Annotated in this window: 29 protein-coding genes; 11 read left to right on the top strand and 18 right to left on the bottom strand. The window is 72.2% G+C overall.

All coding sequences use genetic code 11. The features are described 5' to 3' along the window. The 4 genes from ACZ7BZ_RS13905 to ACZ7BZ_RS13890 all read right to left on the bottom strand — a co-directional run. Positions 1–735: transglycosylase family protein (locus tag ACZ7BZ_RS13905; protein WP_470358503.1), on the bottom strand; the 735-nt coding region annotated here is incomplete at its 3' end. A 68-nt stretch (positions 736–803) separates the two neighbouring features. After that, positions 804–2,225, bottom strand: a complete 1,422-nt coding sequence (locus ACZ7BZ_RS13900) for a C40 family peptidase (protein WP_470358502.1) — start codon at positions 2,223–2,225, stop codon at positions 804–806. A gap of 104 nt (positions 2,226–2,329) precedes the next feature. Next, a complete protein-coding gene (locus ACZ7BZ_RS13895) occupies positions 2,330–2,605 on the bottom strand; it encodes a hypothetical protein (protein WP_380461687.1) in 276 nt (91 codons plus the stop codon). A 37-nt stretch (positions 2,606–2,642) separates the two neighbouring features. Next, a complete protein-coding gene (locus ACZ7BZ_RS13890; protein ID WP_470358501.1) occupies positions 2,643–2,885 on the bottom strand; it encodes a hypothetical protein in 243 nt (80 codons plus the stop codon). 333 nt (positions 2,886–3,218) lie between these two features. Here ACZ7BZ_RS13890 and ACZ7BZ_RS13885 point away from each other — a divergent pair, with 333 nt between their 5' ends. Both ACZ7BZ_RS13885 and ACZ7BZ_RS13880 read left to right on the top strand, forming a co-directional pair. Next, positions 3,219–4,205 (top strand): LuxR C-terminal-related transcriptional regulator, encoded by a 987-nt coding sequence (locus tag ACZ7BZ_RS13885; RefSeq protein WP_470358500.1) that lies wholly within the window; start codon positions 3,219–3,221, stop codon positions 4,203–4,205. 143 nt (positions 4,206–4,348) lie between these two features. Beyond that, positions 4,349–5,128, top strand: a complete 780-nt coding sequence (locus tag ACZ7BZ_RS13880) for a VOC family protein (protein WP_470358499.1) — start codon at positions 4,349–4,351, stop codon at positions 5,126–5,128. Between the two features lie 143 nt (positions 5,129–5,271). Here the strand turns inward: ACZ7BZ_RS13880 and hisF are convergent, their stop codons facing one another. Genes hisF through hisD form a run of 8 tightly spaced genes read right to left on the bottom strand, consistent with a single transcriptional unit; the run spans position 5,272 to position 11,048 of the window. Next, a complete protein-coding gene (gene hisF, locus ACZ7BZ_RS13875) occupies positions 5,272–6,042 on the bottom strand; it encodes an imidazole glycerol phosphate synthase subunit HisF (RefSeq protein WP_380461691.1) in 771 nt (256 codons plus the stop codon). Further along, positions 6,039–6,470, bottom strand: coding sequence for a Rid family hydrolase (locus tag ACZ7BZ_RS13870; RefSeq protein WP_380461692.1), 432 nt, complete (start codon positions 6,468–6,470; stop codon positions 6,039–6,041). The genes hisF and ACZ7BZ_RS13870 overlap by 4 nt, the downstream gene beginning before the upstream one ends. Further along, the gene (gene priA, locus ACZ7BZ_RS13865) at positions 6,467–7,192 is read right to left on the bottom strand and encodes a bifunctional 1-(5-phosphoribosyl)-5-((5-phosphoribosylamino)methylideneamino)imidazole-4-carboxamide isomerase/phosphoribosylanthranilate isomerase PriA (protein ID WP_380461703.1); all 726 of its coding nucleotides are present in this window, start codon (positions 7,190–7,192) and stop codon (positions 6,467–6,469) included. Before priA ends, ACZ7BZ_RS13870 begins: the two co-directional genes overlap by 4 nt. Positions 7,193–7,209: 17 nt before the next feature. After that, entirely contained in the window at positions 7,210–7,845 is a 636-nt protein-coding gene (gene hisH / locus ACZ7BZ_RS13860; protein ID WP_465747537.1) for an imidazole glycerol phosphate synthase subunit HisH, read from the bottom strand. Positions 7,846–7,882: 37 nt separating this feature from the next. Continuing rightward, positions 7,883–8,035: a hypothetical protein gene (locus ACZ7BZ_RS13855; protein WP_188302392.1), complete on the bottom strand. Its 153-nt coding sequence runs from the start codon at positions 8,033–8,035 to the stop codon at positions 7,883–7,885. Continuing rightward, positions 8,032–8,625, bottom strand: coding sequence for an imidazoleglycerol-phosphate dehydratase HisB (gene hisB, locus ACZ7BZ_RS13850; protein WP_350516577.1), 594 nt, complete (start codon positions 8,623–8,625; stop codon positions 8,032–8,034). The genes ACZ7BZ_RS13855 and hisB overlap by 4 nt, the downstream gene beginning before the upstream one ends. A 6-nt stretch (positions 8,626–8,631) precedes the next feature. Next, positions 8,632–9,744 (bottom strand): histidinol-phosphate transaminase, encoded by a 1,113-nt coding sequence (locus ACZ7BZ_RS13845; protein ID WP_470358498.1) that lies wholly within the window; start codon positions 9,742–9,744, stop codon positions 8,632–8,634. Next, a complete protein-coding gene (gene hisD / locus ACZ7BZ_RS13840; RefSeq protein WP_470358497.1) occupies positions 9,741–11,048 on the bottom strand; it encodes a histidinol dehydrogenase in 1,308 nt (435 codons plus the stop codon). The genes ACZ7BZ_RS13845 and hisD overlap by 4 nt, the downstream gene beginning before the upstream one ends. Positions 11,049–11,139: 91 nt before the next feature. On the opposite strand from hisD, the gene ACZ7BZ_RS13835 reads away from it, so the two are divergent. Next, positions 11,140–12,717: an oxidoreductase gene (locus ACZ7BZ_RS13835; RefSeq protein WP_470358496.1), complete on the top strand. Its 1,578-nt coding sequence runs from the start codon at positions 11,140–11,142 to the stop codon at positions 12,715–12,717. A gap of 35 nt (positions 12,718–12,752) precedes the next feature. Then, complete coding sequence (locus ACZ7BZ_RS13830; protein ID WP_470358495.1) at positions 12,753–13,145, top strand: transposase; 393 nt, start codon at positions 12,753–12,755, stop codon at positions 13,143–13,145. A 38-nt stretch (positions 13,146–13,183) separates the two neighbouring features. On the opposite strand, the gene ACZ7BZ_RS13825 is transcribed toward ACZ7BZ_RS13830, so the two are convergent. Beyond that, a complete protein-coding gene (locus tag ACZ7BZ_RS13825; RefSeq protein ID WP_470358494.1) occupies positions 13,184–13,762 on the bottom strand; it encodes a TetR/AcrR family transcriptional regulator in 579 nt (192 codons plus the stop codon). Positions 13,763–13,905: 143 nt separating this feature from the next. Here ACZ7BZ_RS13825 and ACZ7BZ_RS13820 point away from each other — a divergent pair, with 143 nt between their 5' ends. The 7 genes from ACZ7BZ_RS13820 to ybaK all read left to right on the top strand — a co-directional run bounded on the left by ACZ7BZ_RS13820 (position 13,906) and on the right by ybaK (position 18,284). Beyond that, positions 13,906–14,667: an SDR family NAD(P)-dependent oxidoreductase gene (locus ACZ7BZ_RS13820; RefSeq protein ID WP_470358493.1), complete on the top strand. Its 762-nt coding sequence runs from the start codon at positions 13,906–13,908 to the stop codon at positions 14,665–14,667. 95 nt (positions 14,668–14,762) lie between these two features. Further along, positions 14,763–15,281: a class IV adenylate cyclase gene (locus tag ACZ7BZ_RS13815; protein ID WP_470358765.1), complete on the top strand. Its 519-nt coding sequence runs from the start codon at positions 14,763–14,765 to the stop codon at positions 15,279–15,281. A 72-nt stretch (positions 15,282–15,353) separates the two neighbouring features. Continuing rightward, entirely contained in the window at positions 15,354–15,563 is a 210-nt protein-coding gene (locus tag ACZ7BZ_RS13810; protein ID WP_470358492.1) for a hypothetical protein, read from the top strand. Beyond that, positions 15,560–15,964: a hypothetical protein gene (locus ACZ7BZ_RS13805; protein ID WP_470358491.1), complete on the top strand. Its 405-nt coding sequence runs from the start codon at positions 15,560–15,562 to the stop codon at positions 15,962–15,964. The genes ACZ7BZ_RS13810 and ACZ7BZ_RS13805 overlap by 4 nt, the downstream gene beginning before the upstream one ends. Positions 15,965–16,124: 160 nt before the next feature. Further along, on the top strand, positions 16,125–16,961 hold the full coding sequence (locus tag ACZ7BZ_RS13800; protein ID WP_470358490.1) for a hypothetical protein: 837 nt from the start codon (positions 16,125–16,127) through the stop codon (positions 16,959–16,961). A 77-nt stretch (positions 16,962–17,038) separates the two neighbouring features. Beyond that, positions 17,039–17,773, top strand: a complete 735-nt coding sequence (locus tag ACZ7BZ_RS13795; RefSeq protein WP_380461699.1) for an LON peptidase substrate-binding domain-containing protein — start codon at positions 17,039–17,041, stop codon at positions 17,771–17,773. A gap of 16 nt (positions 17,774–17,789) precedes the next feature. After that, entirely contained in the window at positions 17,790–18,284 is a 495-nt protein-coding gene (ybaK, locus tag ACZ7BZ_RS13790) for a Cys-tRNA(Pro) deacylase (protein WP_470358489.1), read from the top strand. A 123-nt stretch (positions 18,285–18,407) separates the two neighbouring features. Here the strand turns inward: ybaK and ACZ7BZ_RS13785 are convergent, their stop codons facing one another. The 5 genes from ACZ7BZ_RS13785 to ACZ7BZ_RS13765 form a co-directional block, all read right to left on the bottom strand. After that, complete coding sequence (locus ACZ7BZ_RS13785) at positions 18,408–19,160, bottom strand: hypothetical protein (protein WP_470358488.1); 753 nt, start codon at positions 19,158–19,160, stop codon at positions 18,408–18,410. A gap of 48 nt (positions 19,161–19,208) precedes the next feature. Then, on the bottom strand, positions 19,209–20,018 hold the full coding sequence (locus ACZ7BZ_RS13780; RefSeq protein ID WP_470358487.1) for an ABC transporter permease: 810 nt from the start codon (positions 20,016–20,018) through the stop codon (positions 19,209–19,211). Next, positions 20,015–21,013, bottom strand: a complete 999-nt coding sequence (locus ACZ7BZ_RS13775) for an ABC transporter ATP-binding protein (RefSeq protein ID WP_470358486.1) — start codon at positions 21,011–21,013, stop codon at positions 20,015–20,017. Before ACZ7BZ_RS13775 ends, ACZ7BZ_RS13780 begins: the two co-directional genes overlap by 4 nt. 73 nt (positions 21,014–21,086) lie before the next feature. Further along, positions 21,087–22,388 (bottom strand): NYN domain-containing protein, encoded by a 1,302-nt coding sequence (locus ACZ7BZ_RS13770; RefSeq protein WP_470358485.1) that lies wholly within the window; start codon positions 22,386–22,388, stop codon positions 21,087–21,089. Between the two features lie 345 nt (positions 22,389–22,733). After that, positions 22,734–23,780, bottom strand: coding sequence for an aspartate-semialdehyde dehydrogenase (locus ACZ7BZ_RS13765; protein WP_470358484.1), 1,047 nt, complete (start codon positions 23,778–23,780; stop codon positions 22,734–22,736). Positions 23,781–23,807 lie beyond the last annotated feature (27 nt).

Genomic DNA, 23,807 nt, shown 5'->3' with positions numbered 1-23,807 from the left:
CACGACATCGTCCTTACCGTCACCGTTGAAGTCGCCCACCGCGGTGTTGTTCATCCCGTTCCAGCCACCGGAACCGATCTCCACCCGGTCACCCACACCGTGACCCGTCCCCGGGTACAGCCACAGCTTCCCCGTCGACTTCTCGGTCGCCACCAGGTCGTCCCGACCGTCACCGTTCAGGTCACCGACCGCCAGGTTGCTCATCCCGTTCCAGCCACCGGAACCGATCTCCACCCGGCTCCCCAGAGTCCCCGTACCGGTCCCCGGGTACAGCCACAGCTTCCCCGTCGACACCTCCACCGCCACCAGGTCCTTCTTGCCGTCACCGTTGAAATCACCGGCCGTCAGGTCGGTCATCCCCGGGTCGGACGGACCCGCCGGGTACGGGTCCGCGTGATCGGTCGAGAGTCCGGTGCCGGGGCTGCAGGTCCACGCGCCGGCCCCCTGGTCGGCGAGGATCTTCTCGGCGATCAGGATCTGTTCCTTCTTGGTCGCCTGGTGCGGATAGGCCGCGTACTGGGTGCCGCCGTAGTGCTGCCAGTTGTCCTCGGATATCTGCAGGCCGCCGAAGTAGCCGTTCCCGGTGTTGATGGACCAGTCGCCGCTGCTCTCGCAGGCGGCCACCTTGTCCCAGGTGCTGACGGACGCGGCGTCGGCCGTGCCGGCGAGGCCGAGGGGCGCGAGGCTCAGCGCGAAGACGGCCAGGCTCTTGCGGATGCGGGTCTGTGCGGACATGGGTGTTCTCCCCCTGGAGTTGCCGTGAACTGACGTGGCTTCAGAACTGCGCCGTTGCGCGCTGCGGCTCACCAGCCGCCGGAGCCGATCTCGCTGCGGGAGCCCAGGCCGTTGCCGGTGCCCTTGTACAGGTAGAGCTTCCCGGTCTCGCCCGGGGCGGACTCCACCGCCGCCAGGTCACCGATGCCGTCACCGTTGAAGTCCGCACCGGCGTAGTCCGAGATCCCGTTCCAGCCACCGGACCCGATCTCCACCCGGCCGTCGATGCCGTGGCCGTTGCCCGGGTACAGCCAGAGCTTGCCCGTGGACGTCTCGGTCGCCACCAGGTCGTCCTTGCCGTCCTTGTTCATGTCACCAGGACTGACGATCTTGTTCATCCCGTTCCAGCCACCGGAACCGATCTCCACCCGGTCACCCAGACCGTGACCCGTCCCCGGGTACAGCCACAGCTTCCCCGTCGACACCTCCACCGCCACGACATCGTCCTTACCGTCACCGTTGAAGTCGCCCACCGCGGTGTTGTTCATCCCGTTCCAGCCACCGGAACCGATCTCCACCCGGTCACCCAGACCGTGACCCGTCCCCGGGTACAGCCACAGCTTCCCCGTCGACTTCTCGGTCGCCACCAGGTCGTCCCGACCGTCACCGTTCAGGTCACCGACCGCCAGGTTGCTCATCCCGTTCCAGCCACCGGAACCGATCTCCACCCGGCTCCCCAGAGTCCCCGTACCGGTCCCCGGGTACAGCCACAGCTTCCCCGTCGACACCTCCACCGCCACCAGGTCCTTCTTGCCGTCACCGTTGAAGTCACCGGCCGTCAGGTCGGTCATCCCCGGGTCGGACGGACCGTCCTCGCGGATGGACTTGTTGCGGACCGGCACGTAGGTGCCGTAGCCGGAGAAGTACGGGTAGGGGATCTCGCGGTAGTGGACGCCGCTGCCGGTGAACTCGTAGCCCATGTAGTGGTCGGAGTCGGTCCACTTCTCGAACAGCACCACGTGGCCGCTGGCCCCGCTGTTGTCGTTGAGCAGCGCGTCGCCGGGCTTGAGGTCGCCCTTGCCGATCTGCTCGGTGACGCCCCGCGGGCCGAAGGTGTCGGTGGTCAGCGATTCGTCGAGCTTCCAGGCCATCGAGACGTAGCCCGAGCAGTCGGTGCGGTAGCCGTCGTGCGAGCCGGTCCAGCTGTAGTCGAGGCCGATGCCGACCCAGCTCTTGGCGCGCTGGATCGCCTCGCTCCGGCTGACCGCGGGGGCCAGGACGGAGTCGGACGCCGACGCTCCGTCAGCGGCGGGCGCCTGGACGACCCCGGCCGACTTGCCGACCCCGACCGGCTGGCCGGCGCCACCGTACTCGCCGCCCGCGACCGCGGTGGCGGCGGGGGCGGGGTCGGCGGCGAACGCGGTTCCGCCCTGGACGAGCAGGCCGAGCGACAGCGAGCCGGCCAGGCCGAAGGCGATCGCGGACGTACGGAGATAGGCCTTGCGAGACATGAACACTCCTGGAAATGGCATTCGGAGGACCGGTGCGGCGCGACGGCGCCCGGATCACCGGAAGAGGGAGCGCCGGAGGGACTCCGGCAGGATGTGGACGGCCGTCAGCCGGCGACGATGACGCGCCAGGACCGGAAGGCCGGAGACCGCGAGAGGGCGGTGGAACAGATGGCCAGCGAATGGGCGGGGGCGTTGTCGCCGCTTCCGCCGCTGGTGAAGAGGATGAGGTCGATCGAGTCCTGAGAGGCTCTCGACTGGACGTGCTCCAGGCCACCGTAGGGATCGGCGTGAGCCCAGAGCACGTCCTTCAGGACATGGGCGTCGGCCGCGGTGGGCGGGCGCCGGTCGGGGGTCGTCAGGGTGAGACGGACAATGTGCATCGGGCTCGGTTCAGGCGGCCGACACCGACGGCGGCGGTCACTTCTTGTCGTCCCAGCTGATGCTGCCCGGGTCGCCCAGGCCGGGCTTGTCGGTCCCACCAACAACGGTCCCACCCGCGCCGGTCCCACCCGTGCCGGTCCCACCCGTGCCGGGGTCGCTCGCCGCGGACACGCCCGCCACGGTAACCGGTGCGACGGCGGCGGTGACGACGGGCAGAGCGAGCGTGGCCACCACTGCCGCAGCCGCCAGGACACCGGGAACGCGCGCGGAGATCCGCATGGAGAACAACCCCCTGGTTGTTGATGATCGGTCGGTTCTTCGGAGGACGACAGCTGGTTCCCGTCGCCCGTCCCGCCGGCCCGGGGCTCGGTGGCCCCTGCGGCTCGGTGATCCATATCCTGCTGGCTCGACCGGTGTTCCGGAAGGCCTCACCCGAGGCAGCATCAGGTCTGGCAGCATGGCGCCACCCGGCCCCGACCCTCCGCCCCCGCCGCCTCCGCAGCACCGCAGACGGCCCGTCAGTTCTCCTTGCACACACGTGTGCGAACTGTGAGAATCGCGCAGGCGGTCTTGACGTTCCGACCGCCCGCATCGTCGCGACCGGGGGGAATCGTGCTCGAAGTACTGGGACTGGGCCCGACAGCGGAAGCCGTCTACACGGCCTTGCTGGTCGAGCCCGGATGCGGAGTCACCGACCTGTGCCGCCGGCTCGGCCTCTCCGAGACCGCCGTCAGGGACGCCCTCGACCAACTCGCGGACCTGACGCTGCTGCGTCCCTCCCAGGAGGTCTGCGGCGCGCTGCGTCCGGTCAGCCCGGCGGTCGGCCTGGAGGCCGTCATCCGCCGCCAGGAGGACGACCTCGCCCGCCGCCAGCAGGAGCTGGCCGCCAGCAAGGCCGCCGTGGCCCAGGCCGTCGCCGCCTACGCGGACCTGATGCCCAACACCACCTCGGACGCCACCGAGCGGCTGGTCGGGATGGACGCGATCCAGGCCAGGCTGGAGACGCTGGCGCGTGGCCTCCGGGAGGAGTTCCTCGCCGCGATCTCGGGCGGGGCGCAGTCCCAGGCCAGCATGGACGCCGCCCGTCCGCTCGACCAGGACGCGCTGGAGCGCGGCGTCGCCATGCGGACGCTCTACCAGGACAGCGTCCGCAACGACCAGGCCACCCACACGTACGCCCAGTGGCTCACCGGCCTCGGCGGCCAGGTGCGGACGGCGCCCCTCCTGCCGCCCCGGCTGTTGGTCTTCGACCGGCACACCGCCGTCGTCCCGATCGACCCGACGCGGACCAGGCTCGGGGCCTTGTGCACCACCGAGCCCGGGCTGGTCGCCTCGCTCGTCGCCCTGTTCGAACAGGCCTGGTCGACCGCCGTACCGCTCGGCGCCGACCAGCCCACCCATCACGACACCGGCCTCACCCCGGCCGAACGCGACCTGCTGCGGCTGCTCGGTACGGGCCTGACCGACGAGGCCGCCGGAAAGCGGCTCGGCATCTCGGTGCGCACCGTGCGCCGCCAGATGTCCGCCCTCATGGAGCGGCTCGATGCCGCCAGCCGCTTCGAGGCCGGTCTCAAGGCGGCGCAGCGCGGCTGGCTGTAACGGCGGGCCCGGGCCCGACCGGGGCCCGACCCCTCGGCACGGCCGCCTCCCGGCTGCGGATGTCAGTGGCCGGGTGCAGACTCGCAGGTGCCCGGGTCCGACCAGGGCGCCCGGGTCACTCTCCGTCGAAGGGGCACCGCCTCATGATCACCACCGACTTTCCCATCGGCTCGCCTTGCTGGATCGACCTGGGCAGCCCCGACATCGCCGCGACCGCCGCGTTCTACGGCAAGGTCTTCGGCTGGACGTTCCAGGAGATCCCGGACGCGATGGGCTACGGCTTCCTCCAGCTGAACGGGAAGACCGTCGGCGCGATCGGCCCGCTCAATCCGGGCGACCAGTCGTCCTGGACGACGTACTTCCGCACCGCCGACGTGGACGCGACGGTCGGTGCCGCCCAGCAGGCCGGCGGCAAGGTGCTGGTGCCGCCGGCGGACGTGATGGAGGAGGGCCGGATGGCCCAGCTCGCCGACCCGCAGGGCGCGCGGTTCGCCGTCTGGCAGGCCGGGAACACCGTCGGGCTGGACGCCGTCTCCGAGGACGACACGCTGGTCTGGTCGGAGCTGCACACCCAGGACCAGGACGGCGGATTCTCCTTCTACCACGGGCTGTTCGGCTGGCGGGTGGAGAACTTCGAGCCGTCCCCGGGGATGACCTACCGGGTGATCTCCACGGCCGACGGGGACCAGCAGCAGACCAGCTTCGGCGGTATCGCCCCGACCATGCAGCAGGGCCAGCCCTCCGCCTGGACGCCGTACTTCGCGGCCGGCGACGTGGACGCGCTGGTCACCAAGGCGACGGCGGCGGGCGGCACGGTGCTGATGCCGGCCGCGGACGTGGAGAACGTCGGCCGGATCGCCTGGCTGGCGGACCCGAACGGCGCGCCGTTCGCCCTGATCAAGGGCGAGCCGCGGCAGTCCTGAGCGCGGAAACCGGAGTCCTGAGCACGGAACGCAAGGACACGGAACGCGAAGGCACGAAACGCGACGCCACGAAACGCGCGCCCACGAAACGCGCGGAGGGCCCGCCCCGGAAGCCGAGGCGGGCCCTCCTGCACGTCCGGCCGTCACCGCACCGGGTGCCCGGCCTCCCGCAGCGCGTCCTTGACCTCGCCGATCCGCAGGTCCCCGAAGTGGAAGACGCTGGCCGCGAGCACCGCGTCCGCCCCCGCCTCGACGGCCGGCGCGAAGTCGCCGAGCCGCCCGGCCCCGCCGGAGGCGATCACCGGCACCGAGACGGCCTTGCGCACCGCGCGGATCATCTCCAGGTCGTAGCCGTTCTTGGTGCCGTCCGCGTCCATCGAGTTGAGCAGGATCTCGCCCGCCCCCAACTCGGCCGCGCGGCCCGCCCATTCGACCGCGTCGAGGCCGGTGCCGCGGCGCCCGCCGTGGGTGGTGACCTCGTAGCCGGACGGCGTCTCGGTCCCTTCGGCGCACCGCCGGGCGTCGACCGACAGCACCAGCACCTGGCGGCCGAACCGCTGGGCGATCTCGCGGATCAGCTCGGGCCGGGCGATGGCCGCGGTGTTGACGCCGACCTTGTCGGCGCCGGCCCGCAGCAGCTTGTTGACGTCCTCGACGGCGCGGATGCCGCCGCCGACGGTGAGCGGGATGAACACCTGCTCGGCGGTGCGGCGGACCACGTCGTAGGTGGTCTCGCGGTCGCCGGAGGAGGCGGTGATGTCGAGGAAGGTCAGCTCGTCGGCGCCCTCGGCGTCGTAGAGCTTGGCCATCTCGACCGGGTCGCCGGCGTCGCGCAGGTTCTGGAAGTTGACGCCCTTGACCACCCGCCCGGCGTCCACGTCCAGGCAGGGGATGACACGTACTGCGAGGGTCACGGCTGCTTGCCTTCCAGGGTCTTTGCCAGCCCGGTGCGGTGCGCGTCGATCTCGACCTCGACCATCATCCGGGAGTCGATCAGTCCGTCGACCACCACCAGGGTGGCCACCGGCCGTACGGCGTCGAAGAGTTCGTGGTGGACCCGGCCCACCGCTTCGACGTCGCGGGCGTGGGTGAGGAACATCCGGGTGCGGACCACGTCGTCCGCCGTCAGTCCGTACGCGGCCAGCGCCTCCAGCGCGTTGCCGAACGCGACGCGGGCCTGCTCGGAGGGGTCGCCCTCGCCGTGGAGGACGTCACCCACCAGTGGACGGGCGCCCGACACGTGCACATGATCGCCGGCGGCGACCGCCTGCGCCGTGCCGATGGTGTCCTCCCAGTGGGAGAATCCCGCCACCCGACCGCGTACGACCTGACGTTCCGTCATCCGGAAACCGCCTCCAGGGCCTCTTCGAGGGTGAACTTCTGCTCGTAGAGTGCCTTGCCCACGATGGCGCCCTCGACACCCTCGCCGACCAGCGAGGCGATGGCGCGCAGGTCGTCGAGCGAGGAGACGCCGCCGGAGGCGACCACCGGGCGGTCGGTGGCGCCGCAGACGTCGCGCAGCAGCTGGAGGTTGGGGCCGGTCAGGGTGCCGTCGCGGTTGACGTCGGTGACGACGTAGCGGGCGCAGCCCTCGGCGTTGAGCCGCTCCAGGACGTCGAAGAGCTGGCCGCCGTCGCGGGTCCAGCCGCGGCCGCGCAGGGTGGTGCCGACCACGTCCAGGCCGACGGCGATCTTGTCACCGTGCTCGGCGATGGCCTTGGCGACCCACTCGGGGGCCTCCAGGGCGGCGGTGCCGAGGTTGACCCGGGTGCAGCCGGTGGCGAGGGCGCGGGCGAGCGACTCGTCGTCGCGGATGCCGCCGGACAGCTCGACCTTGATGTCCAGCTGACCGGTGACCTCGCGCAGCAGCTCGTAGTTGCTGCCGGTCCCGAAGGCGGCGTCGAGGTCGACCAGGTGCAGCCACTCGGCGCCGGCGTTCTGCCAGGCGAGGGCGGCGGCCAGCGGCTCGCCGAAGGAGGTCTCGGTGCCGGAGGCACCCTTGACCAGGCGGACGGCCTGGCCGTCCCGGACGTCGACGGCAGGCAGCAGCTCAAGGCTCATCAGTAACAACTCTCAGACGGTCAGAGGGTGTTGACCCAGTTGGTCAGGAGGGCGGCGCCGGCGTCGCCGGACTTCTCGGGGTGGAACTGGGTGGCCCAGAGCGGGCCGTTCTCGACGGCGGCGACGAACGGCTGCCCGTGGGTGGCCCAGGTGACCAGCGGCGGGTTGATCCGCGCGCTGTGGCTTTCCAGCTCCCAGTGCCGCACGCCGTAGGAGTGGACGAAGTAGAAGCGGGTGTCCTGGTCCAAGCCGGCGAACATCCGGCTGCCCTCGGGCACGTCCACCGTGTTCCAGCCCATGTGGGGGATGACCGGGGCGTCCAGCGGCTCGACGGTGCCGGGCCACTCGTCGCAGCCGGACGTCTCGACGCCGTGCTCGACGCCCTTCTCGAAGAGGATCTGCATGCCGACGCAGATGCCCATGACCGGGCGGCCCCCGGAGAGCCGGCGGCCGATGATCCAGTCACCGCGGACGGACTTCAGCCCGCGCATGCAGGCCTCGAAGGCGCCGACGCCGGGGACGAGCAGGCCGTCGGCGGCCATCGCGGTGTCGTAGTCGGAGCTGACCGTGACGTTCGCCCCGGTCCGTTCCAGGGCGCGCTGCGCGGAGCGGAGGTTGCCGGAGCCGTAGTCGAGGACGACGACGTTCTTGCCCATGTTCAGGTGTCCAGTCTCTCTACGGGGCCAGGCGGGTCTAGAGGCGCATGAGGCCGGAGCCCAGGCACATCACGGCACCGATGGCCAGCACCAGGATGACGCCCTTCGGCAGCTTCTGCTTCCAGAAGGAGATCACTCCGCCGGCCAGGAAGAGGCCGACGAACAGGAGGATCGTCGCGGTCTTGTTCACAGCGCGCCCTTGGTCGAGGGGAGGATTCCGGCCGCACGCGGGTCGTGCTCGGCGGCGTAGCGCAGCGCCCGGGCCAGCGCCTTGAACTGGCACTCCACGATGTGGTGCGCGTTGCGCCCGTACGGGACGTGCACGTGCAGCGCGATCTGGGCCTGGGCCACGAAGGACTCCAGGATGTGCCGGGTCATCGTGGTGTCGTAGCTGCCGATCATCGGCGCCATGTTCTCGGGCTCGGTGTGCACCAGGTAGGGCCGGCCGGAGAGGTCGACGGTGACCTGGGCGAGCGACTCGTCCAGCGGCACCGTGCAGTTGCCGAAGCGGTAGATGCCGACCTTGTCGCCGAGCGCCTGCTTGAAGGCGGCGCCGAGCGCGAGGGCGGTGTCCTCGATGGTGTGGTGGGTGTCGATGTGCAGGTCGCCGTCGGTCTTGACGGTGAGGTCGAACAGACCGTGGCGGCCGAGCTGGTCGAGCATGTGGTCGTAGAAGCCGACGCCGGTGGAGATGTCGGTGCGGCCGGTGCCGTCCAGGTCTATCTCGACCAGGACGGAGGTCTCCTTGGTGGTGCGCTCGACGCGTCCGATGCGGGACATGAAGGGTTACAGCTCCTTGATCACGGTGCGGACGGCGTCCAGGAAGGCGTCGTTCTCGGCGGGCGTGCCGGCGGTGACGCGCAGCCACCCGGGGACGCCGTTGTCACGGACCAGGACACCCTGGTCGAGGATGGCCTGCCAGACGGCGTGGGTGTCGGCGAACCGGCCGAACTGGACGAAGTTGGCGTCCGAGTCGGTCACCTCCAGGCCCATCGCGCGCAGCGCGTCGACCAGCCGGTCGCGCTCGGCCTTGAGCCGGCCGACGTACCCGAGCAGGGTGTCCGTGTGCTCCAGGCAGGCTAGCGCGGTGGCCTGGGTGACGGCCGACAGGTGGTACGGCAGCCGGACCAGCTGGACGGCGTCCACCACGGCCGGGTCGGCGGCCAGGTAGCCCAGCCGCAGCCCGGCGGCGCCGAAGGCCTTGGACATGGTGCGGCTGACCACCAGGTTGGGGCGGCCCTCGATCAGCGGCAGCAGCGAGGCGCGGTGCGAGAACTCGACGTACGCCTCGTCCACCACCACCAGGCTGGGCCGGGCGGCCTGGGCGGCCTCGTACAGCCGCAGGACGGTCTCCGCCGTCACCGCCGTCCCGGTCGGGTTGTTCGGCGAGCAGATGAACACCACGTTCGGCCTGTGCTCGGCGATGGCCGCGAGGGCGGCCTCCACGTCGATGGTGAAGTCGTCGCCCCGCGGGCCGGAGATCCAGGCGGTGCCGGTGCCCCGGGAGATCAGCGCGTGCATCGAGTACGAGGGCTCGAAGCCGAGCGCGCTGCGGCCGGGGCCGCCGAAGGTCTGCAGCAGCTGCTGGAGCACCTCGTTGGATCCGTTGGCGGCCCACACCTGCTCGCGCGCCACCGGGAAGCCGGTGGTGCGGGTGAGGTACGCCGCCAGGCCCTCGCGCAGCTCGACCGCGTCCCGGTCGGGGTAGCGGTTGAGGTTGCGGGCGGCCTCGGCGACCCGCTCGGTGATCCGGGCCACCAGCTCCTCGGGCAGCTGGTACGGGTTCTCGTTGGTGTTCAGCTGGACGGGCACGTCCAGCTGCGGCGCGCCGTACGGGGACTGGCCGCGCAGCTCGTCGCGGATGGGCAGGTCGTCGATGCGAGTCGTACGCGTGGTCACGAGCCGGGAACCGTCCAATCGAACCGGGCCTTGATGGCGTCCCCGTGTCCGGGGAGGTCCTCGGCGTCGGCCAGGTTGACCACGTGCGCGGCGACGTCCGCCAGCGCCTCCCGGTCGTACTCGACGACCTGGACGCTCCGCAGGAAGGTCTGCACCGACAGCCCGGAGGAGTGGCAGGCGCAGCCGCCGGTCGGCAGCACGTGGTTGGAGCCGGCCGCGTAGTCGCCCAGCGAGACCGGGGTCCAGCGGCCGATGAAGATCGCGCCGGCGTTGACCACCCGCTCGGCCACCGCGTGCGGGTCCCGGGTCTGGATCTCCAGGTGCTCGGCCGCGTAGGCGTTGACCACGGCGAGGCCCTGGGTCAGGTCGTCGACCAGGATGATGCCGGACTGCCGGCCGCCGAGCGCCTCGGCGACCCGCTCGCTGTGCTTGGTCCGGCCGACCTGCGCGGCCAGCTCGACCTCGACCGCGTCGGCCAGCGCCGGGGAGTCGGTGACCAGCACCGAGCCGGAGGTGGGGCCGTGCTCGGCCTGGCTGATCAGGTCGGCGGCGACGTCGGACGGCAGCGCGCTGTCGTCGGCGAGGACGGCGATCTCGGTCGGCCCGGCCTCGGAGTCGATGCCGATCCGGCCGGCGAACAGCCGCTTGGCGGCGGCCACGTAGATGTTGCCGGGGCCGGTGACCATGTTCACCGGCGCGCACTCCTCGGTGCCGAGGGCGAACATCGCCACCGCCTGGGCGCCGCCGACGGAGTAGACCTCGTCCACGCCGAGCAACGCGCAGGCCGCCAGGATGGTCGGGTGGACGCGCCCCCCGAACTCCTTCTGCGGCGGCGAGGTCACCGCGATGCCCCGGACGCCCGCCTCCTGGGCCGGCACCACGTTCATCACCACGGAGGACGGGTACACCGCCAGCCCGCCCGGCACGTACAGCCCGACCCGCTCGACCGGCACCCAGCGCTGGGTGACCGTGCCGCCCGGCACCACCTGGGTGGTGTGCCCGGTGCGGCGCTGGTCGGCGTGCACGGCGCGGGCCCGGCGGATGGACTCCTCCAGCGCGGCCCGCACCTTCGGGTCCAGCGTCTCCAGGGCCTCGGCCAGCTGCTCGGCGGGCACCCGGGTGGACTCCAGCCGGACGCCGTCGAAGCGCTCGGTGATCTCGATCAGCGCCGCGACCCCGCGATGGCGTACGTCCTCGGCGATCGGCCGCACCTTCTCCAGGGCGGCCGCCACGTCGAACTCGGCACGGGGCAGCAGGTCACGCGGGTCGTCCAGCGAGCCGCGGAGGTCGATTCGAGAGATCACGCCACCCAGTGTAAGGAGTGGCCGGAACGGCTGGTCCCACATTTCAGTCCGTGATACGAAAGGCGAGACGACCGGGGGGACGGGGGAAACCATGGCGGAGAGCGCCCCAGAAGGCTGGAGCGACACCGAACGGGAGCTCTGGGAGGCCTTCCGTGAGGGCGAGGTCTTCGACCGCCGGTGTGGCCGGAACGACATCGACGACCCCTTCGGGGACACCCTCTGGGGGCCCGATCGAACGGTCGGCGCCGAGGTCCTCGCCCACCTGCTGCTGGCCGGCCCGCGGCCCACCGCCGGGCGGGTCGCCTCGCTGCGGATGAGCGGGGTGTACGTCACCGGCGCGCTCAACCTGGCCGGCGGGCACATCGACCGGTACGTCGAGCTGCGCGGCTGCCGCTTCGAGCACAAGGTCCTCATCTCGGAGGCCTCGGCCACCACCCTGCGCCTGGTCGACTGCCTGCTCCCCCGGCTGGAGGCCTCCCGGCTCTCCACCACCGGCGACGTCCACCTGGCCCGCTGCCGGATCCCCGACGGCATCCGGCTCACCGACGCCAAGATCGGCACCGACCTGCTGCTCAACATGGCCGTCATCGGCGGCGACCGCTACGGCCGCGCCGTGTCCGCCGACGGGATGACCGTCCACCAGGACTTCGAGGCCGAACGCCTGGAGACCAGGGGCGAGTTGAGCGTCCGCACGGCCCGCATAGGCGGCCGGTTCTCGCTCCGCGGCGCCCAGCTGCACGCCGACCCGCAGAACCGGGTCTGCCTCAACGCGGTGCGGCTCAACGTCGGCCACACCCTCTACCTGACCAGCTCCGCCGACGGCGGCTGGTTCGGCTCCCGCAGCTACTACGGCTCCGGCTACGGCCAGAGCCCCCCGCCCGACGCCCCCAGCACACCCTTCCGCGCCTACGGCCAGGTGCGCCTCTCCGACGCCCGCTTCGAGGCCGCCTGCCTGATCTCCGGCGAATTCCACCTGGAGGGTGACGACGAGCTCTCGCTGCGCCGCATCCACACCCCCGAACTGCGCTTCACCTGCAAGATCCGACCCACCGGCACCGTCTCGCTGTCCCGCGCCCGGGTCGGCAACCTGGTCGACACCCCAGAGGCCTGGCCGCTCGGCCGACACCTGCGGCTGACCGGCTTCGTCTACGAGAACCTGCGGCCGGTCGGCCAGTTCACCGTCCAGCAGCGGATCGCCTGGCTGGAGGGCTCCGCGGTGGAGTTCCAGCCCGAGTCCTACGAGCAGCTCGCCACCGCCCTGCGCCGCGACGGGGCCGACGACGACGCCCGGCACGTGCTGTACGCCAAGCAGCGCCGCCGCCAGGAGACCCTGCCACTGCCTGCCCGGATCTGGGGCCGCGTCCAGGACGTCACCGTCGGTTACGGCTACCGCCCCGGCCGGGCCGGCCTCTGGCTGCTGCTCGTCTGGGCCCTGGGCAGCATCTGGTTCGCCACCCACCAGCCGGCGCCGCTCAAGTCCGACGAGAAACCGCACTGGAACGCGGTGCTCTACACCCTCGACAGACTGCTGCCCATCGTCGACCTCAACCAGGGCGCCTGGAACCCCGGCGGTGCCTCCCAGTGGATCGCCGCCGGCCTGGTCGTCGTCGGCTGGCTCCTCGCCTCCACCGTCCTCACCGGCGCCACCCGCCTCCTCCAACGCGGCTGACCCCGGCCGCACGCCCCGAAATCACGGTTGGGTACGTGGGCGGCCGGGCTGGTCGCCGGGCCAACCGGCGCTGCCGCCCCTGCCCGGTCCGCGACCAGTGCACCCGCTCCAAGGCCGGCTGCCGCAGCCTCTCCCTACAACCGCGGGAACGCCAAGAGGCCCTCGACAAGGCCCGCGCCCAGCAGACCGACCAACACTGGCGGGCGAAGTACGCCATTCGCGCCGGAGTCGAAGGCACCATCCACCAGGCCGTAGCAGCCGGTATCAGACGCACCCGCTACCGAGGCCTGCCCAAGACCCACCTCGAGCACGTCTTCTCCGCCGTCGCGCTGAACATGATCCGGCTCGACGCCTGGTGGACCGGCGACCCCCTCGACCGCACCCGCACCGGCCGCCTCGCCCTGCTCGACCTGTCCCTCGCCGCATAACCAGCAATTGGCGAGCAGGATCACTTCCGGGGGCGGCATCAATCCGTTGTGCCGTACCTGAGTCCGTCGAGGGTGAGGTCGAGGAGGCGTTCGGCCTGTTCGCGCTGTTCGGGCTTTCCTGAGGCGAGGGCGACGCCGGTGAGGGCGGCGAACATGTCGGCCGGACTGATGTCCGATCGGATGCTGCCGGTGGCGGTCGCGGCGTCCAGGAGCGAGGTGAGGGCGGTCATCATCAACTCCCGGCTGTGGGCGTAGGGGTTGACGCCGGAATCGACGACGGCGCGGAGAGCCTCGGCCATCCCTAGTTTCGCGGTGGCGTAGTCGATGAAGCGCCCCATCCAGACGCGAAGCGCCTCGCGTGGCGGCCTGGCCGCCAGGAGCTCGGGGGCAGCCTCGCACAGTCGGCTCAGTTCGTTGCGGTAGGCGGCCTCGATCAGGAGTTCCCGGGTCGGGAAGTTGCGGTAGAGCGTGCCCGTCCCGACTCCCGCCTCCTTGGCGATGTGCTCCAGGTGCGCGTCCAGTCCCTGCTCCGCGAAGACGCGCGCCGCGGTGGAGAGGATCTTCTCCCGGTTGCGCCGCGCATCGGCCCGCAGTGGCCGGCCGGTCTCTGTGGTCATCGGAGGGCTCTTTCCTCGAAGAGTTGCTAAGTGGCGGCGCCTCCGCTTACTGTCCCGGAAGTGGCGGCGCCTCCGCTTACGAGTTTAGGGCACACGTCGCCATCGTCCGCATGGTGCGGGCAAGCAGATCAGAGGAGAAAACGATGAGCCTCCCGCTCGAAGGCAAGGTCGTCGTGGTCACCGGTGGCGCGTCCGGTGTCGGCCTGGGGATCGCCCAGGAATTCGTGGACCAGGGCGCCCGCGTGGTCATCAGCGACCTCCAGCAGGACCAGCTGGACGAGGCGGTCGCCAAGATCGGCCCGAACTCCTCGGGCATCGTGGCCGACGTCACCAAGCTCGCGGACATGGAGGCGGCGTACCAAGCGGTCATCGCCCGCCACGGACACCTCGACGCGGTCGTGGCCAACACCGGCATCGGCGCGCACGCCCCGCTCGGCGCGATCACCGAGGAGCAGTTCGACCGCACCTTCAACGTCAACGCCAAGGGCGTCCTGTTCACCGTCCAGCCGGCGATCGCGCTGCTGCCGCCCGGCGGAACGGTCGTCATCATCGGGTCGACCGCGTCCATCCAGCCCCCAGCAGGCATGGGCCTGTACGGCGGCTCCAAGGCCGCGGTGCGCGCCTTCATCCGGTCCTGGATCCAGGACATCAAGGGCACCGGCATCCGCATGAACGTCCTCAGCCCCGGCGCCGTGGACACCGAGTCCCTGCGCAGCGCCCTAGGCATGGCGCAGGGCGCCGACGCCGTTGCCGCCGCCGTCCAGAAGATGGGCGAGGGCAACCCAACCGGGCGGATCGCCGACCCGCGCGAGATCGGCAAGGCCGTGGCATTCCTCTCCAGCGACGCCTCCGGCTTCATCACCGGCGTCGAGCTCTTCGCCGACGGCGGCATGGCGCAGGTCTGAGCAGCCAAGCCGTGACGCCCCCGCCCGGAGACCAGGTCCGCCGGGCGCGCGTCACCCCCGCCGACGCATCGTCGGCCGGTCTCCGGGGCCCGGCACTGCGGGCGAAGATCCTCGACGTCGAGCCGGAGAAGATCCGCGCGTTGCTGGCCGAGACGGGAGCCGAGCACATGGCCGACCGCTTCCAGCGCCGCTACGTCTACGACATCCCCGACCAGCCTGGAACGTGGGTCCGCCTCCGCGACACCGGTACCGACGTCACGCTGTGCGTCAAGGAGATCCACTCCGACGCCATCGACGGCGTGACCGAAACGGAGACGACGGTCGGCGACTTCGACGCCACGAACACGCTCCTCGGCAAGCTCGGCTACCAGCCGAAGGCGTACCAGGAGAACCGCCGGTCCTCCTGGACGCCGGGCGGTGCGGCCATCGAGATCGACGAGTGGCCGCTGATCCCCCCGTACCTGGAGATCGAGGGGGACAGCGCGGATCACGTCCACGCGACGGCGGCCGCGCTCGGGCTTCCCCTGGCCGAGCTGACGAGCGAGAACACCACCAAGGTCTACCGCCGGTACGGGATCGACATCGAGACGATTCCCCGACTCACCTTCGAGTGACAGGAGACATGCCTTGCCAATACCCAACACCCGGCGATCCGGGTCGTCCGGGACAGGACCATCCGCATCAAGGTGATCGACGACTGCGGGCTGGCCTGCACGTTCTGCCACAACGAGGGCACCCCGGTCACCGCCGACAACCGGGACCGTACGCTACTGCCCTTCGCTGCGGGCCCGGGCCGGACCGGGCGCGTGCCGATCTACAGCGAGACGAACGGCGTCGGCCTCCTCGCTGCGAAGATGACCCCCGACTGCAATTCCGGCATGCGGTGCGGACCGTGACGAGGGCGTTCGGCGCCGACGAGGTCCACCTCACCGGAGGGGAGCCCACCCTCCACCCGGAGGTCTCCACACTGGTAGCGGCGCCCACCGGCATGGGCCTGAGCGTCGGCATGACCAGCAACGGCGAGCGGGGCCGGCAGGTGATGCCGGACTGCTCGGCCTCCGGCCTCAACCGCGCGTCGTGCCGGTTCAACAACGACACGGACTGCCAGGAGGGCTACTACGGCGTCCGCCTGTACCTCACCGACCAGGGCGAGTTCATGGTCGGCGTCTGCATTCAGCGCATGGACCTCTGCGTCCCCGTCGCCGAGCTGGCGAAGAGCGGGGTCGCGGAAGAGGTGCAGGCGTTCAAGGACAACGAAGTCCGGCGACTGACCAGCCAATACGGCGCCGCCGCCTGATCGACGCGCGCGTACGCGACGCGGGCAGTGGCCGGCGGATTTCGCAAGCGGCTAGCACCCAGTGTAGTGACTGTGCTACTTTCCGCATCATCAACAGAACATAGAAGACCCCGGCGGTGCTACCAACACCCCGGGGTCCGGCACAGGAGCAGCAACTCCCATGCAGATTCATCGTAGCGCCCACGCGCGCTGTTTCACCGTCCTTCCGAACGGCCTCCTCCAGGACCGCCGCCTCAGCTACACCGCCCGAGGCCTCCTCGCCGACCTCCTCTCCCGCCCCGACGGCTGGCGCGAGGACGGGCGGCACATGGCCGACACCAGCCCGCAGGGACGCGGCGCAATTCGCCGGGCGCTCAGGGAGTTGAAGGACGCCGGGTACTACCGCGTCGACACGCTCCGGCTGCCCGACGGCACCATCCGCTCCGAGGCGCACGTCTTCGACACCCCCCGACCGGCACCAGCTGTCCCCCACCCGGCTTCCGGTGAGCCCGAGACCGGTCCGCCTGACAGCCCTGTAGTAAAGAACCCGGGAGAAGTACCCACCCTCCCCGCCCAGTTGACGCGAGCGGACGAGCAGACCCGCCGGGCGGTGGCAGCGCTCTTCCGCGCCATCCGCCCCGAGCCCCGGCTGCGCCTCGGCCAGGCCGAGGCGCAACAGCTCGCGCCCCTCGTGTCGCAGTGGCTGGAACGCGGCAGCACCCCAGCAGAGTTGGCCCACGCCCTGCTGCCCGGCCTGCCCTCGCCGATGCACTCCCCGGTGGCGATCCTGCACGACCGGCTCCAACGCAAGCTGCCGCCGGCCCGGGCACCACAGGCCGCACCCGCCGAGTGCGCCGAGTGCCACGACCCCGTGCCCCGCCCCGGCATCTGCCGTCCCTGCGCGGGCCTCGGCGGCGCCAGAATCCTCGCGATCGGCACCGGCGCCACCGCCGCACCCGGCGGCGCCGCCCGTGCCCGCGCAGCGCTGCGCGGGCACGGTCTGTTCACCACCGCGTGAACACGGTGCGTGTCCACGGGTCGGCGCTCCGGTAACCGCGCGACAAGGGGTGGCTCCGGGGAACTACGCTGTCCGCCGTGACAGAACGGCTGCCGCTCTTCCCGCTGAACACCGTGCTCTACCCGGGCCTCGTGCTGCCCCTGAACGTCTTCGAGGAGCGTTACCGCCGTCTCGTCGCCGATCTGCTCGAACAGTCCGAGGACGAGCCGCGCCGCTTCGGCGTGCTCGCCATCAAGGACGGCCGCGAGACCTCCCCGGTCCGGCCCGAGGAGGGCCCGGCCGGTCCGCTCGACGGCCTGGGCACCGTCACCGGGGACCCGCTGGAGGCGGTGTACCACGTCGGCTGCGTCGCCGACGTCTCCTCCGTCCAGGCCCAGCCCGACGGCCGCTACGAGCTGCTGGTCACCGGCACCACCCGGTTCCGGCTCCGGCTCGACTCGGTGGACGTCACCGGCCCGTACCTGACCGGCGAGGTCGAGCTGGTGGAGGAGCGCCCCGGCGACGGCTCCGGCGCGCTCGCCGCCGAGGTGGAACGGGCCTTCCGGGTCTACCAGAAGCGGCTGGCCGGCGCCCGCGAGGCCAGCACCCACGGCCGGCAGGAACTCCCGGACGACCCCCAGGTGCTCTCCTACCTGGTCGCCGCCGCCTCGGTGTTCGAGACCCCGGTCAAGCAGCGGCTGCTCGCCTGCCCGGACACCGCCCAGCGGCTGCGCACCGAACTCGACCTGCTGCGCCGCGAGAGCGCCGTGCTCAGCTGGCTGCCCTCACTGCCCGCGGTCGACCTCACCCGCCAGTCCTTCAGCCCCAACTGAGCCGAGGCACGCCCCCATGGCCAAGAAACCGAAGAAGGGCGGCCAGGGCACCCCCGCCATCGTCACCCTGGAAGCCGCCGCCGTCCCCTTCACCGTCCACTCCTACGAGCACGACCCGGCCGCCGCCTCCTACGGCGGCGAGGCCGCCGAGGCCCTGGGCGTGGCCGCCGAGCGCGTCTTCAAGACCCTGGTCGCCGACGTGGACGGTGCCCTCACCGTCGGCGTGGTGCCGGTCGCCGGCCAGCTCGACCTCAAGGCCCTGGCCGCGGCAGTCGGCGGGAAGCGCGCCGCCATGGCCGACCCGGCCGCCGCCGAGCGCAGCAGCGGCTACGTCCTCGGCGGCATCTCCCCGCTGGGCCAGCGCCGCCCCCTGCGCACCGTGATCGACGCCAGCGCCCTGACCCACCCGACCGTCTACGTGTCCGCGGGCCGCCGCGGCCTGGAAGTGGAACTGGCCCCCGCCGACCTCATCACCCTCACCCGCGCCCGCACCGCCCCCATCGCCCGCTGAGCCCACCCGGCAAAAACCCCGCGCCCCGAAAGGGGCGCGGGGAGCTGCGCGAGACGGAAGGGCCCGGCCTGTACCCGGCCGCCGACCTCCCGTCCCACTCACGAAACTTCCGAACTTCCGAACTCAACCCTGCCGCCGGTCCTCCGGAACCGTCTCCGCAGGAGCCCCCTGCCCAGGAGCCCCCTCCGCCGGAGGCCCGTACGTCCCCGCCGGCACCCCCCAGTACGGCGGCGGGTCCTCCTCCCGCTTCCCGAACGCCGCCGACAGCGCCAGCAGCACCACCATCGCCGTCATCGGCCACACCAGCAGCGCCCCCAGCGCTCCCAGGTCGATGCTGGCGTCGAAGTGCCCGCCGTTGCCGACCCGCCGGGCCTCGGCGATCAGGTTGTCGCTCGGCCCGAGCCACCGGCCGAGCTTCCAGGCCCCGTACGAGCCGAGCAGTCCGCCGATCGCCAGCCCGAGCGCGACCGAGATGCCGCCGCCGCGCTTGCGGGTCACCAGGAAGGCGCCGAGCGCGGTGAGGATCCCGGCGCCCAGCCCGATCAGCACGAACACCGCGTCGGCGCCGGCCCGCTGCTCGCCCTCGGGGTCCACGTAGAGGATCCGGTCCCCGTCCACGACCAGCGGCACCTTGGGCGCCAGCCAGGCCCACAGCCCGGCCATCGCCAGTCCGGCGAGCAGGCACACGAGCACGACCCCGGAGCCGATCCGCAGTTCGGCCGGCACCTGGCGCCCGCCCGCGGGCGGCGCCGTCGGCAGCCCGGCGGGCGGCTCCTCGGCGGAGACCGGCGGCGGTGCGAACGGGTCGGGTACGGCTCCCGGCTCGGCCGGCACATCGGCGCGGGCGGGTTCCGGAGGTGTGTTCGGTACGGTCACAGGCCCCATCGTTTCACGACGCCCGTACGAACGGCCCCACGGCCGCCCCTACCGCGCGACGGCCCGCCGGTACGCCCAGGTGGCCAGGGCCAGCGACACCACGCCCACCGCCGCGCAGACCCCGAGGTCGGCGAGCACCATCCCCCAGTCCGGGTCGGGCGCGAAGGTCCGGGCGAAGGCCTCCACCCCGTACGTCGAGGGCAGCAGGTCGCGCAGCCACAGCACCGGCTGCGGCAGGTGGTCCACCGGCAGCACGCCGAGCAGCAGGGCCGCCGACATGCCGAGCTGCCCGAGCATGGTCGCGATCTCCTGCCGCGGCGCGAGCAGCCCGCAGGCCGCGCCGAGTCCGGAGAGGGCGGCCCCGGCGAGCGGCACGACGGCCAGCAGCACCCACAGCTGGCCGAGCGGCAGCCCGAACATCACCGCGCCGATGCCGGCCGTGACGAGCGTCCCGGGCAGGGTGAAGGAGGCGTAGGCGGCGGCCGCGCCGAGCACCACGGAGGCGGCCGGCACCGGCAGCGTCGCGTAGTGGTCGAGGCCGCCGGTGGCGCGCAGCTTCCCGAAGTACTGGGCCAGCAGGTTGAGGGCGACGAAGGCCACCACCAGCACGCTGGACCCGGCGACCACCGAGCGGGCGGCCGAGGTCTGCCCGGCGTCCACGACGCCCCGCATCATCACCAGGATGCCGACGGACTGGAAGGTCGCCACGAACAGCAGCGGGATCCGGGCCACCTTCGCCCGGGTGAGCTGTGCCCGGTACACCGCGGCCAGCGCGGGCAGCAGCCGGGCGGCGGGGGCGAGCGGGGCGGCGGCGGCCGCGGACCGGCGGGTCTGCGGGGGCACCGAGAGCAGCGTCACTTGGCCAGTCCTCCGTGGCGGCCGCCCAGCTTGAGGTAGGCGTCCTCAAGGCTGGGGGTGGCGAGGGTGAAGTCGTCGAGGGCGGCGAAGGCCGGGCCGGTGGTGACGGCGGCGACCAGCTCGCGGGCCTGCTCGGGGGTGGTGCGGACGGTCCAGCGGCGCCCGGTGCGTTCGGCGCGTTCGGCCAGTTCGGCGACGGCGGGCACGCCGATCGGCGCCTCGTCCCGCCAGACCAGGTCGAGCCGGACGTCGCCGTCGACCAGCGCCTTGAGCCCGCCGGGCGTGTCGCAGGCGATCACCCGGCCCTCGTCGATCACGGCGACCCGGTCGAGCACGGTCTCCGCCTCGATCACGTTGTGGGTGACCAGCAGCACCGTCGTGCCGTACTCGGCCCGCCGCCGGTCGACGGCCGACCAGACGGCCCGCCGGGCGACCGGGTCCATGCCGGTGGTGGGCTCGTCCAGGACGAGCAGCGGCCGCTCCCCCACCAGGGTGGCCGCGAAGCAGGCGAGCCGCCGCTGCCCGCCGGACAGCTTGGCGAGCGGCCGCGCGGCGATCGGCTCCAGCCCGAGTTCGGTGAGGACGTCCGCCGCCGCGCTACGGGCCGCCGCGCGCGAGAGCCCCCGCAGGCGTCCGGTGGTCTCGGCGGCCAGGGCGACGGTCAGCTCGTCCAGCGCGGTGGATTCCTGCCCGAGGTAGCCGAGCAGTCGGGCGGCCCGTTCCGGGTGGCGCACGAGGTCGTGGCCGAGCAGTTCGACGGTCCCGGAGTCCGGCCGCAGCAGTCCGGTGACCTGGCGGACCAGGGTGGACTTCCCGGCACCGTTGGGCCCGAGCAGCCCGAAGACCTCGCCCTGCCGGACCGTGAGACTGATCCCGTCGTTGGCCCGGACCTCGGTGGCGGCGGCGCCGCGCCCGGTGCGGTACGTCCTGACCACGTCGCGTACGGCGACGCACGGCGGGGTGTCCTGGGGTGCTCGCCCGGCCGTCTCTTCCACGACCGGAGACTTTACGCGCTCACACGGGCGAACCGGACAACGGGGCCCGATCGCCGCGACCCGCCGGAGGCCGTCAGTCGTCCACCACCATCGAGCCGCCCGGCACCCGGGCGGCCAGCTCCTTCCAGAACCCCGCCCGGATGGCGTAGCGGTCGTGCTCGTCGATCTGGTCGTCCTTGTGGGCGAGCAGCCCGAAGCGGGCCGCGTAGCGCAGCAGCTCGCCGTCGACCCGGTGCGGGATGCGCGGGTAGTCGGGCCAGAGCAGGGTGAGTCGTTCGAGGTCGCCGAGCCGGTCGCTCCAGCGGCGGGCGAAGACCTGCCCGACCTCGTGGGCGTCGCCACCGATGGTGGTGATGTCCTCCTCGCGGTCGGCCCAGCGCTGTTCGGCGGTGGTCAGCTGGGCCAGGGTGGGCAAGCCGTCCCCGGCGGTGACGGAGGGCTCGGGCGCGGGCCGGTCGACCCAGCCCCGATCGGAGGACCAGCGCAGCACCGGTCCGCCCGCCGCGTTCCCGTTGGCGGCGTGGCCGTTGGCGGCGTGGCCGTTGGCGTGGCCGTTGGCGTGGCCGTTGGCCGGTACGCCCGCCGCCGGGGTGATCGGGGTGACGGCCGAGACCCGCCCGGCGAGGTCCTTGGGGGTGGGCACCACCCGCAGTGCCGCGGCCGGCTGCGGCCGTCCGTCGGCGGCGGGTTCGTCGGGTGCCGCGGCGGCGGCCGGCCGGACGACCGGGGGCGCCACGCTGGGCAGGGAGGCCGGCGGGGCGGCGAGGATCTTGGCGATCTCCTGCCGGGCGCCGCCCGTGCCGGGGGCGGGGAACACGGTGGTGTGGTCGCGCAGCGAGAAGGACCCCTCGATCCACTCGCGGTCCAGCACCCGGCGCTCGTCGGCCTCGCCGACCAGGTCCTCGGACTGGTTGAAGTCCCCGTCGGCTGCCTGCAGCGCCCACAGGTGCACGGCCACGCCGTGCTCCTTGGCGGTCATCATGCCGGGCAGCAGGTCCCCGTCGCCGGTGATCAGCACGACGTCGGCGCAGGCCCGGTTGCGGGCGAGTTCGGAGAGTTCGGCGTGCATCGCGGCGTCCACGCCCTTCTGCACCCAGCGCCCCTCGGCCCGGGTGAGGGCGCCCAGCCGTACGGTGACCCGGGGCAGCACGCGCAGCCGGCGGTGCTCGGGCATCGGGCGGCGGTCGGGGGCCGCGTCGAACCAGTAGATGCGCAGCAGCGGCAGCCCGGTCTCGGCCTCGGCGCGTTCGCGCAGGGCGCTGATCAGCGCGGTGTGGTCGACGCTGACCTTGGAGCGGGAGGGGTCGCCGGCGAGCAGGCTGGCGGCTGCGCCCAACAGGTATCCGGCGTCCACCAGGACGACACATCGGTCCATCCGCGCACCTCTTTCCGCTCGCCCTCGTAGGTCGGTCTGGGTGGGCGGTCCGCCCGTCGGCCGGACGTGTGGGGTGAGGGGCCCCCTTGTCCGCCCGATCGTTGGGTCACCTTTTCCCACTGGTTCGCGGCCCGAACCTCGGAGGATGTCCCGGTCCCGCAACAGCCGCCCAATGAGTCGCAAAGAAACACGAAGGCGGGCCCCGTTCAACGACGGGGCCCGCCAAACGTCACGTGACGCTGCGCCGGGCTGCTGGACAGGGGTGCCAGCGCGTGAGCTCGGTCAGCACTTGGTCCCGGGGTGTCAGCGGGTGCGCTCCGGGGTGTCTGCCTTGCGTCCCGGGCGTCAGCGCTTGAGCTCGGCGGCCACCAGCTCGGCCAGCTGGACGGCGTTGAGCGCGGCGCCCTTGCGCAGGTTGTCGTTGGAGATGAACAGCGACAGCCCGTTCTCCACCGTCTCGTCGGCCCGGATCCGGCCGACGTAGCTCGGGTCCTGCCCGGCCGCCTGGAGCGGGGTGGGGATCTCGGACAGCTCGACGCCGGGGGCGCCGGTGAGCAGCTCGACGGCCCGCTCGGGGCTGATCGGGCGCTCGAAGCGGGCGTTGATCTGCAGCGAGTGGCCGGAGAAGACCGGGACGCGCACGCAGGTGCCGGCGACCTTGAGCTCCGGGATGCCGAGGATCTTGCGGCTCTCGTGGCGGAGCTTCTGCTCCTCGTCGGTCTCGTTGGAGCCGTCGTCGACGAGGGAGCCGGCCAGCGGCACCACGTTGAAGGCGATCGGCCGCTGGTAGACCTTGGGCTCGGGGAACTCGACGGCGGCGCCGTCGTGGGCGAGCGCGGCGGCGCCGTCCACGACCTTGGCGGCCTGGTCCTGCAGCTCGGCCACGCCGGCCACGCCGCTGCCGGAGACGGCCTGGTAGGTGGAGACGACCAGGGCGGCGAGCCCCGCCTCCTCGTGCAGCGGGCGCAGCACGGGCATGGCCGCCATGGTGGTGCAGTTGGGGTTGGCGATGATGCCCTTGGGGCGGTCGGCGATCGCCTCCGGGTTGACCTCGGAGACGACCAGCGGGACCTCGGGGTCGCGGCGCCAGGCGGAGGAGTTGTCGATGACGACGGCACCGGCCGCGGCGACCTCGGGGGCCAGGGCCTTGGAGGTGGAGCCGCCGGCCGAGAAGATCACGATGTCCAGGCCGGTGTAGTCGGCCGTGGCCGCGTCCTCGACGGTGATCTCGGTGCCCTGCCAGGGCAGCGTGCGTCCGGCCGAGCGGGCCGAGGCGAACAGTCGCAGCTGCTCCACCGGGCCGATTCCACCGGGAAGTCCAGCGCGCTCGGCCAGGATCTCGCGGACCACGCCGCCGACCTGGCCGGTGGCCCCGACAATGCCGATCTTCATTCCGACTACTCCTCTGAATGGTGCTGT

It is taken from the genome of Kitasatospora sp. NPDC036934 (assembly GCF_055608425.1).
Note: the sequence above shows the minus strand (reverse complement) of the source record. Positions and strands in the feature narration are given on the sequence as shown.